General features: G+C 68.4%; 8 protein-coding genes. 6 read left to right on the plus strand and 2 right to left on the minus strand.

What is annotated here, in order from left to right:
• Positions 1-153: 153 nt before the first annotated feature.
• Positions 154-1,494, minus strand: a complete 1,341-nt coding sequence (gene xseA / locus AC1VAN_RS03700) for an exodeoxyribonuclease VII large subunit (RefSeq protein WP_480985291.1) — start codon at positions 1,492-1,494, stop codon at positions 154-156.
• A 45-nt stretch (positions 1,495-1,539) separates the two neighbouring features.
• Positions 1,540-2,610 (minus strand): tRNA epoxyqueuosine(34) reductase QueG, encoded by a 1,071-nt coding sequence (queG, locus tag AC1VAN_RS03705; protein ID WP_313446468.1) that lies wholly within the window; start codon positions 2,608-2,610, stop codon positions 1,540-1,542.
• Positions 2,611-2,633: 23 nt separating this feature from the next.
• Between queG and AC1VAN_RS03710 the strand changes: the two genes are divergently transcribed.
• From AC1VAN_RS03710 to AC1VAN_RS03735, 6 genes are all read left to right on the plus strand, one after another.
• Positions 2,634-4,118, plus strand: a complete 1,485-nt coding sequence (locus tag AC1VAN_RS03710; protein ID WP_480985292.1) for an NAD(P)H-hydrate dehydratase — start codon at positions 2,634-2,636, stop codon at positions 4,116-4,118.
• Positions 4,115-4,597 (plus strand): tRNA (adenosine(37)-N6)-threonylcarbamoyltransferase complex ATPase subunit type 1 TsaE, encoded by a 483-nt coding sequence (tsaE, locus tag AC1VAN_RS03715; RefSeq protein WP_333623444.1) that lies wholly within the window; start codon positions 4,115-4,117, stop codon positions 4,595-4,597. Before AC1VAN_RS03710 ends, tsaE begins: the two co-directional genes overlap by 4 nt.
• Positions 4,598-4,679: 82 nt before the next feature.
• Entirely contained in the window at positions 4,680-6,251 is a 1,572-nt protein-coding gene (locus AC1VAN_RS03720; RefSeq protein WP_478013591.1) for an N-acetylmuramoyl-L-alanine amidase, read from the plus strand.
• 132 nt (positions 6,252-6,383) lie between these two features.
• Positions 6,384-8,291, plus strand: a complete 1,908-nt coding sequence (gene mutL / locus AC1VAN_RS03725; protein ID WP_480985293.1) for a DNA mismatch repair endonuclease MutL — start codon at positions 6,384-6,386, stop codon at positions 8,289-8,291.
• An 11-nt stretch (positions 8,292-8,302) separates the two neighbouring features.
• A complete protein-coding gene (locus AC1VAN_RS03730) occupies positions 8,303-9,232 on the plus strand; it encodes a DUF1684 domain-containing protein (RefSeq protein WP_032978687.1) in 930 nt (309 codons plus the stop codon).
• 2 nt (positions 9,233-9,234) lie between these two features.
• Positions 9,235-9,838 (plus strand): TraB/GumN family protein (locus tag AC1VAN_RS03735; RefSeq protein WP_480985294.1); only part of this gene is annotated, 604 nt, incomplete at its 3' end.

Raw genomic sequence — 9,838 nt, forward strand, 5'->3', positions numbered from 1 at the left:
CATGGATGGCGCGACCGAGCTTACATGGACGTACTTGCAGCGTCCCCCGCAACCGGGCCCGCCCCGCCATCCCTCAGGAAACCCGCTTCTGCCGTTGCTTCGGCTGTTGCCGTTGCTTCTGCGGGTGCAGGGCGCAGCCCTGCCGAACACCCCTTACTTGACCGCAGTCACCTGTACGTCGATCACGCCGTCGCCGACCCGGGCCTGCAGTGCGTCACCCGGTTGCACCTGCTCGATCCGGCGCACCAACGCGCCATCCTCTGCACGGGTCACGATGCTGTAGCCACGCGCGACGGTCGCCAGCGGACTGACCGCTTCCAGCGAACGTGCAAGGCCACGCAGGCGCAGCGCATCACGCTGCAGCAGGCGCTGCAGCGCGGCCTGCGGGCGACCGCCCAACGCGGCAAGGCGACGTCGCAGCGCCTCCATCTGCCGCTGCGGATGATGGCCCCTTAACACTGCAGCAGCGTGGCGCAAACGGGCTGCGCGACGCTCCTGCTGCTGGTTGTGCGCCGCATGCAAGCGACGTCCGAGGTCCAGCTGACGACGGCGCAGCAGATCCAGTCGTGCCTGCGGACTCTGTGCGTTCAAGCGCAGCAGGGCGCGATCAGCGCGCTGCATGGCCTGCTGCATGGCGTGGCGTTGCAGCTGCACCATGCGAGCCGCGTTGCGGCGCAGGCGCAGGGCCAGATCGCGCTGATCGGGTACCAGCAGTTCCGCGGCCACCGATGGCGTAGGCGCGCGCAGGTCAGCAGCGAAATCGCTGAGACTGAAGTCGGTTTCGTGACCCACCGCCGAGACCACCGGCGTGCCGCTGGCGGCGATTGCGCGGGCCAGCGCTTCATCGTTGAAGGCCCACAGGTCTTCCAGCGAGCCACCACCACGGGTCAGCAGGATCACGTCGTAGCGACCGCTGGCATCGGCGGCCTGCACCAGGCGGGTGATCTGCGCGGCAGCGGTTGCGCCCTGCACCAGGGTCGGCAGCAGATCCACTTCCAGCAACGGGAAGCGGCGGCCGAGCACGCTCAGCACATCGCGCACGGCGGCACCGGTGGGCGAGGTGATCACCGCCAGGCGCTGCACGTGGGCCGGCATCTGCCGCTTGCGGGCCGGGTCGAACAGTCCCTCGGCTTCCAGCCGCGCCTTCAGTTCCTCGAACGCGCGACGCAGTGCGCCTTCGCCGGCTTCCTCCATGTGGTCCAGCACCATCTGGTACTCGCCACGGGCGTCGTACAGGGTCACCTTGCCGCGCACCAGCACGCGCATGCCMTCGCGCGGRACGAACTTCAGGTACTGCGCCTTCATTCTGAACATCGCAGCGCGCAACTGTGCACGCGCGTCCTTCAGAGTGAAATACAGATGGCCGGACGCCGGCCGCGCCACGCTGCCCAGTTCGGCTTCCACCCAGATCGCCGGGAAGCTGCCTTCCAGCAGGTCGCGCGCCAGGGTGTTGAGCTGGCTGGGGGTGAAGACGTCGTTGTTGCGTGGCTGCATGGTGACGGCGTGGGGCAGATGGAGCAGGGGGCTCAGGATCGCACGTCAGCGCTGGCCGTGCTGGGCCAGTGCCCATTGCACGTGTTCGCGGACTACGGGCGAAGCAGCCTCGGCGCGCGTCTGCAGCGCCGACAGCGTCTCTGCCGTGGTTGGCGCATTGCCCAGCGCCACGGCGATGTTGCGCAGCCAGCGCTCGTGACCACTGCGGCGGATCGGGCTGCCTTCGGTACGGCGCAGGAATTCAGCTTCGTCCCAGCCGAACAACTGGTCCAAGCGTGCGGTGTCCAGGTTGTTGCGGGCGCGGAAGTCAGCTTCGTCGGTGCGCTTGGCGAACTTGTTCCAGGGGCAGACCAGCTGGCAGTCGTCGCAGCCATAGATGCGGTTGCCGATCAGCGGTCGCATCTCCACTGGAATCGCACCGTCATGCTCGATGGTCAGGTAGGAGATGCAGCGGCGCGCATCCAGCCGCTGCGGGGCGGTGATGGCCTGGGTCGGGCAGACGTCGATGCAGCGCGTACAGGTGCCGCAGTGCGCGCTGGCCGGCGTGTCGATCGGCAGCGGCAGGTCGATGTAGATCTCGCCGATGAAGAACCACGAGCCGCCGTGGCGGTCGATCAGGCAGGTGTGCTTGCCGATCCAGCCCAGCCCCGCGTTGCGTGCCAGCGCGCGTTCCAGCACTGGCGCCGAATCGACGAAGACGCGGTAGCCCAGCGGCGCCACTTCATCGTTGATCTGCGTGGCCAGCTTCTGCAGGCGGTTGCGCATCAGCTTGTGGTAATCGCGGCCGAGCGCGTAGCGGGCGACGTAGGCGCGCCCCGGATCGGCCAGGGTCGCCCACGCTTCGGTGTCGTCCCTGTGGCTGTAGTCCATGCCCACCGAGATCACCCGCACGGTGCCGGGAAGCAGCTCTGCCGGGCGCGCGCGCAGGGTGCCGTGGCGTGCCATCCAGTCCATCGTGCCGTACAGGCCCTGGCCCAGCCAGTCGGCCAGGTGCGCCTCGTCCTCGCCCAGTTCGATGCCGGCGATACCGCAGCGCTGGAAGCCATGCGCGCGCGCCAGATCGCGGATGCGCTGTACGGCCAGGGCCGGATCGAGGGGGGCAGGGACGGGGGACATGTGCACCAGTATAAAATCCCCGCATGGCCAACCTCGCCGATCTGTTCGATTCCCGTGCCGCACGCACACTCGATGCCCAGGCCTCCGCGCTGGCGGGCGATGGTGGCTGGGGCCTGATGGCCCAGGCGGGCCAGGTGGCTTGGCAGAGCCTGCTGCAGCACTGGCCGCAGGCGCGGCGGATCGGCGTGGTGGTTGGCAGCGGCAACAATGGCGGCGATGGCTATGTGCTGGCCTGTCATGCGCTGGAGGCCGGGYGGCAGGTGCAGCTGATCGCGCTGCCGGGCAGCCCACCTTCCACGGCGTTGGCGCAGCGCGCCGCAGCGGATTTCAGGTCCGCCGGCGGCACCGTCACTGATTTCAACGGCGAACTGGCCCAGGCCGATCTATGGGTCGATGCCCTGTTCGGCCTTGGCTTCTCCCGGGCACCAGAGGGCGCGGCACTGGCCTTGATCGAGGCGCTGAACGCGCAGCAGGCGCCGGTGTTGGCGTTGGACGTACCCAGCGGTGTCGACGCCGACCATGGCTGCGTGCCGGGCGCAGCCGTACGCGCGGCCCTGACAGTGCAGTTCATCGTCGCCCACCGCGGCCTGTACACCGGCGACGCACTGGAATACACCGGGCGCAGGCACCTGGCACCACTGACGCTGGCCGATGCGGCCTGGCAGGGTGTCGTCGCTGCTGCAGAGTGCTGGACGCAGTCGCGCCTGCCGGATCTGCTGCCGCCGCGCCGTGCCAACAGCCACAAGGGCGAATCCGGCCATGTGCTGTGCGTGGGCGGCAACCATGGCAGCGGCGGTGCCATCGCGATGGCCGCCGAAGCTGCGCTGCGCGCTGGCGCGGGCCTGCTGAGCATCGGCACCCGCCGCGACCATGTCGGCCCGCTGCTGGCGAGGTTGCCTGAAGCGATGACGCACGCGCTGGAAAATGGCTCAGCGCTGCCGGCGTTGCTGGCAAAAGCCAGGGTGGTGGCGATCGGCCCGGGCCTGGGCCAGGACGAATGGGCGCGCGCGCTGTATGCGCGTGTGCTGCAGTCAGGCCTGCCGCTGGTGATCGACGCCGATGCGTTGAACCTGCTGGCGCAGGATGCACATGCGCTGCCCGATGCGATCCTGACCCCGCACCCCGGGGAAGCCGCGCGCCTGCTGGAAACCACCACGGCGGCAGTCCAGGCCGATCGCTATGCCAGCGCGCAGGCGCTGGCCGAGCGCTATCACGCAGCGGTGGTGCTGAAGGGGGCGGGCAGCATCGTCGCCGCGCCCGGCCACACACCGCGACTGATTGCGGCCGGCAACCCGGGAATGGCGGTGGGTGGCATGGGCGACCTGTTGACCGGCATCATCGCCAGCCTGCGCGCGCAGGGCCTGCCTGCGTTCGATGCGGCGGCAGGCGGTGCGCTGCTGCATGCCCTGGCCGGCGATGTCGCCGCCGCCGACGGTGCCCGCGGCCTGCTTCCCACTGATCTGCTGGCGCCCCTGCGGCGGCTGGCCAACCCGGAACGTTCCCGATGACCGAATTCTTCCTTGCTGACAGCAACGCCACCGAACTGCTGGGGCAATGGCTGGCAGCCACCCGTCCGCCGCAGGCGCTGGTCGAGCTGCGCGGTGATCTTGGCGCCGGCAAATCGACCACGGCGCGCGCGCTGTTGCGGGCGCTGGGCGTGCAGGGGGCGATCCGCAGCCCCACCTATACCCTGGTCGAGCGCTATCCGTTGTCCAGTGGCGGCGAGGCCTGGCACATGGACCTGTATCGCATCGGCCAGGCCGGCGAGCTGGATTTCCTCGGGCTGGACGAGGGCAGTGCCGTGCTGTGGCTGGTCGAATGGCCAGAGCGCGGTGCCGGTGCGCTGCCGCCAACCGATCTGGTGGTCGCACTGCAGATTGAAGGTCAGGGGCGTCGCGTGCGTCTCACTGGCATCAGCGACACGGGACGTGAATGGCTGCAGCGGCTTCCCGAAGGTGGCGACTTGCAGGCCCTTTCTGTCGGCTGACGAGAACAAACGCCGGCAGGTTACGGATTATTAAGGAAAAAGGTGTTGCATTCCGTTCAGTGCGGTGATTGAATCCTGAGTCATGCGCCCGGGGAATCGACTCATTGCCATCTGTGCCGCCGTCGGACTTGGTCTGGCGAGCGTCAGTGCGTGGGCCGGTGAGGTCCGCCAGGTGCTGCTCAATACCGGTGCGACCGGAACCCGCGCGGAAATCGCGCTGGTCGGCAGTGGTGGCTACAAGACCCTGTCGCTGGCCGGTCCGAACCGGCTGGTGGTCGATTTCCCTGATTCCAGCGCGGTGCGCAACCTGAAGATGCCGTCGCCGCAGGGCGTGGTGACTGCGGTGCGCACCGGGCAGCCGGTGCCGGGCACTTTCCGTGTCGTATTCGACCTGGCCGAGACGGTCGCCCCCTTCCGCCCGCAGATGCAGCGCGAAGGCAATGAATCCAAGCTGGTGATCGAGTGGCCCGGCGATGGCCCGGCCGTGGCCGCCAGTCGCCCCGCGCCGACGCCTGCGCAGCCGCCAGCGGCATCTTCGGTTAGTCCGGCTCCGGTCCCGGGCCCGACCCCGGCACAAACCGCACAGTCCCGTGGTGATGCCGCGCGAGCCACTGCGCTGTTGACCGCGCAGGTCCAGCAGCAGGCCAGTGCCAGCGCTGCGGCACCCGCCGCGCCGACGCCGGCACCCAGCACCACCCCGGTGCAGATGGCGGCAGCAGGCACCACCGCCAGCAGCACCCCGACGTCGTCGCCGGCAGCCATCCTGGCTGGACAGGCCACCACTGCGGTTGTGGCCACCCAGCCGAAGCCGGTGCCGACACCTGTTGCGCCGACCGAGTCGCCGCGTCCGACCATGCCCAGCGATGCCTCGCGCATACGCATGCAGCCTGGCATGCGTCACCTGGTGGTGGCGATCGATCCGGGCCATGGCGGCCAGGATCCGGGCGCCATCGGCCCGACCGGCAAGCGCGAGAAGGATGTAACCCTGGCGGTGGCGCGTGAACTGGCCCGCCAGGTCAACGCCACGCCTGGCCTGAAAGCCTTCCTCACCCGCGACAGCGATGTGTTCATCCCGCTGCCGATGCGTGCGCAGAAGGCGCGTGCGAACAAGGCCGACATCTTCATTTCGATCCATGCCGACGCCGCCGAAAACCGCTCGGCCACCGGTTCGTCGGTGTATGTGCTGTCGACCAAGGGCGCGTCTTCGCAGCGTGCACGCTGGCTGGCGGACAAGGAAAACGCCGCCGATCTGGTCGGTGGCGTGCGCCTGCAGCAGACCGAAGGCACGCTGGCCAACGTCCTGCTGGACCTGGCCCAGAGCGGTTACATGAAATCCTCCGAAGACGCAGCCGGGCACGTGCTGGGCGGCCTGAAGCGTATCGGCAACAACCACAAGCCGAACATCGAGCGCGCCAACTTCGCCGTGCTGCGCACTTCGGACATGCCTGCGATGCTGGTGGAAACCGCGTTCATCTCCAACCCGGATGAAGAGCGCCGCCTGATCGACCCGGCCTACCAGCGCAAGGTCGCCGGTGCGGTGCTGGATGGCGTGCACACCTTCTTCAGTCGCCAACCGCCGCCGGGCACGTTGTACGCCGCGCGCGCGCAGGCCGAGATCGACGCTGCAAGCACCGTGGCGGGCGGCAGCAAGTAACCCGCTGGATCGCTCGCGTCCGCTGGAGCCAGGCCACGCTTGGCTGGCTGGCGCCGCGTACGGTGGATCTCGACTCTCCTTGGCGCCGCTCCGCTATCATCGTGGCATGACGTCTGCCTGCCTTGCCTGCCCATGAACGCGCCCGATCCGCGTCCGATCCGGCCGCTGCCGGAAATCCTGATCAACCAGATTGCCGCCGGTGAAGTGGTCGAACGACCCGCATCGGTGGTCAAGGAACTGGTTGAGAACGCGATCGATGCCGGCGCCAGCCGCGTCGATATCGAGTTGGAAGAAGGCGGTGTGCGCCTGATCCGCATCCGCGACAACGGCAGCGGCATTGYCGCAGAACAGTTGCCGCTGGCGGTTTCGCGGCACGCCACCAGCAAGATCGCCAACCTGGATGAGCTGGAAGCAGTGGCCACGCTGGGTTTCCGTGGCGAAGCGCTGCCGTCGATCGCCTCGGTCAGTCGTTTCACCCTGGCCTCGCGCCGTGCCCATGATGAGCACGGTTCGGCACTGCAGATCGAAGGCGGCAAGATCGGCGAGGTGACCCCGCGCGCGCATGCGCCCGGCACCACGGTGGAAGTGCGCGAGCTGTTCTACAACGTGCCGGCGCGGCGCAAGTTCCTGCGCGCCGAGCGCACCGAACTGGGGCATATCGAAGAGTGGCTGCGTTCGTTGGCGCTGGCCCGTCCCGATGTCGAGCTGCGCGTCTCGCACAACGGCAAGGCCTCGCGTCGCTACAAGCCAGGCGACCTGTATTCGGACGTGCGCCTGGCCGAGACCCTGGGCGAGGACTTCGCCAACCAGGCTGTGCGCGTGGACCACAGCAGTGCCGGCCTGCGCCTGCATGGCTGGATCGCGCAGCCGCATTATTCGCGCGCCAGCACCGACCAGCAGTACCTGTACGTCAACGGACGTTCGGTACGTGACCGCAGTGTCGCCCATGCAGTGAAGATGGCCTACGGCGACGTGCTGTACCACGGCCGCCAGCCAGCGTATGTGCTGTTCCTGGAGCTGGACCCGACGCGCGTTGATGTGAACGTGCATCCGGCCAAGCATGAGGTGCGCTTCCGCGATTCGCGGCTGGTGCATGACTTCGTCTACCGCACCCTGAAGGATGCACTGGCCGACACCCGTGCCGGCATGACCGCGCAGGAGATCGGTGCCGGCGCGGCGCATCCGGCCGAAGGCGACCCTGCGGCGGCGATGCCGGGCGCGACGGCGTCCAGCTTCGGCTACGTACGCGGCCCGGCGCCCGGTGCCGGGCAGGGCGGCGGTGGTGGTGGCGGCTTCTCTGGCTGGCGCCCGCAGCAGCCGCTGGGCCTGCAGGTGGCCGACGCACCCGCCGCCTATGCTGCGTTGTATGCGTCGCCAGCGGGTGCCGAGCGCGGTGCGGCACTGCCGCCGATGCCGATGGAGAACGGATTGCCGGTCACCAGTGCCGACGCCGGCGTACCTCCGCTGGGTTACGCCGTTGCCCAGCTGCATGGCATCTACATCCTGGCCGAGAACGCCGAAGGCCTGATCGTGGTCGACATGCATGCGGCGCACGAACGCATCGGCTACGAGCGGTTGAAGAATGCGCACGATGGCATCGGCCTGCAGTCGCAGCCGTTGCTGGTGCCGATCACCCTGGCGGTGGGCGAGCGCGAGGCCGATACCGCCGAGGCGGAGGCCGATACGCTGGCTGCGCTCGGATTCGAGATCACCCGCGCGGGACCGGGCGCACTGCACGTGCGCAGCATCCCGGCGCTGCTGGCCCATGCCGAGCCCGAAGGCCTGCTGCGCGATGTGCTGACCGACCTGCGCGAGCACGGCCAGAGCCGTCGCATCGCCACTGCGCGCGATGAGCTGCTGTCGACCATGGCCTGCCATGGCGCGGTGCGTGCGAACCGGCGCCTGACCGTGCCGGAAATGAACGCGCTGCTGCGCGACATGGAAATCACCGAGCGGTCCGGACAGTGCAACCACGGCCGACCGACCTGGGCCCGTTTTTCGCTGGCGGAGATCGACCGCTGGTTCCTGCGCGGACGTTGAGGGGAGCACCGATGCGATTTTGCCGAATGGGCAGCCTGCTGGCGGCCCTGTTGTTGGTGGCCTGCAGCCCGGCACCCACGCCGGCACCGGCCGCCGTTGAGGATCCGGCCTTCGCCGCACAGCAACAGCAATGGCGGGTGCTGCGCTACCAGGACCTGACCCGGCCCGATGGCTGGACCGCGCTGGTCGGCCTGCACTGGTTGCAGAACCGATCGCACTTCGTCGGCAGCGGCGACACCAGCGGCATCCGCCTGGCGGTGGGGCCGGCCAAGCTGGGCCTGCTGCGCCGTGAAGGCGACCAGTGGTGGTTCACGCCGGAGTCCGGCACGGATGTCACCCTTGATGGACAGCCCGTGCGCGGGCGTGTGCGCATGGATACCGACAAGGATCCGCAGCCGACCCTGCTGGCCTTCGATGGTGGCAAGGGCCAGCTCAGCCTGATCCGTCGCGGCCCGCGTGACGCACTGCGGGTCAAGCATGCCGATGCACCGGCGCGCCGCGATTTCGCCGGCCTGCAGTACTGGCCCGGTGGCCCGCAATGGCAGGTGCAGGCGCGCTTCATCGCGCATCCGCCAGGCAAGACCCTGCCGATCGTGGACATCACCGGCCTGACCACCGAGATGCCCAACGCCGGTGCCGTGGAATTCGATCGCGACGGCCGCAGCTGGCGGCTGGAAGCGATCGGCGAACCCGGGCAGCCGCTGTTCCTGATCTTTGCCGACCGTACCAGTGGCCACGGCAGCTACCCTGCCGGCCGCTATCTGGATACCGATGCGCCCACGGCCGACGGCCACGTGACGATCGACTTCAACCACGCCCACAACCCACCGTGCGCGTTCACCGCCTATGCGACCTGTCCGTTGGCGCCGCCGGAAAACCGCCTGGACCTGCGCGTGGAAGCGGGTGAGAAAACGTATCACCTGCCTGAAGGAGAGGGTTGAACATGTTGATGAAACTGTTGCTGCGCAGTGCCGTTTTTCTCGCTGCCTGCGCCGTCGGTCCGTTGGCCGTCGCGCGCGATGCGCCGGCCGAAGCCACGGCCGGCAAGCCGCCGGTGCCGCTGCTGTGGAAGGTCACCGGGCAGGGAGACGCACGCCTGTACCTGCTGGGTTCCTTCCATCTGTTGAAGCCGCAGGACTATCCACTGTCGACCGAGGTCGAGCAGGCATTCGAAGCCTCGCAGCGTGTGCTGTTCGAAGTGACCCCTGAGGAACTGCAGTCGCCACAGATGGCCAGCCAGATGGTGCAGGTGGCTACCCGCAAGGACGGCAGTGAACTCAAGCGTGACCTGGATGCGCCGACCTGGCAGAAGCTGCAGGCCTATGCGACGCAGAACCAATTGCCATTGGCGCAGTTGCAGGGCATGAAAGCGTGGTTCGTCGGCCTGACCATCACCGTCGGGCAGATGCAGAAACTGGGCCTGGACCCCGAACTGGGGCTGGACCGGCACTTCATGCAGCGGGCGCAGAAGGCCGGCAAGAAGACCGCAGGCCTGGAAGACATGTCCAGCCAGATCAACCTGCTTGATGGCATGAGCGTGCAGGAGC

This window comes from Stenotrophomonas sp. 05L44_2 (assembly GCF_056665995.1).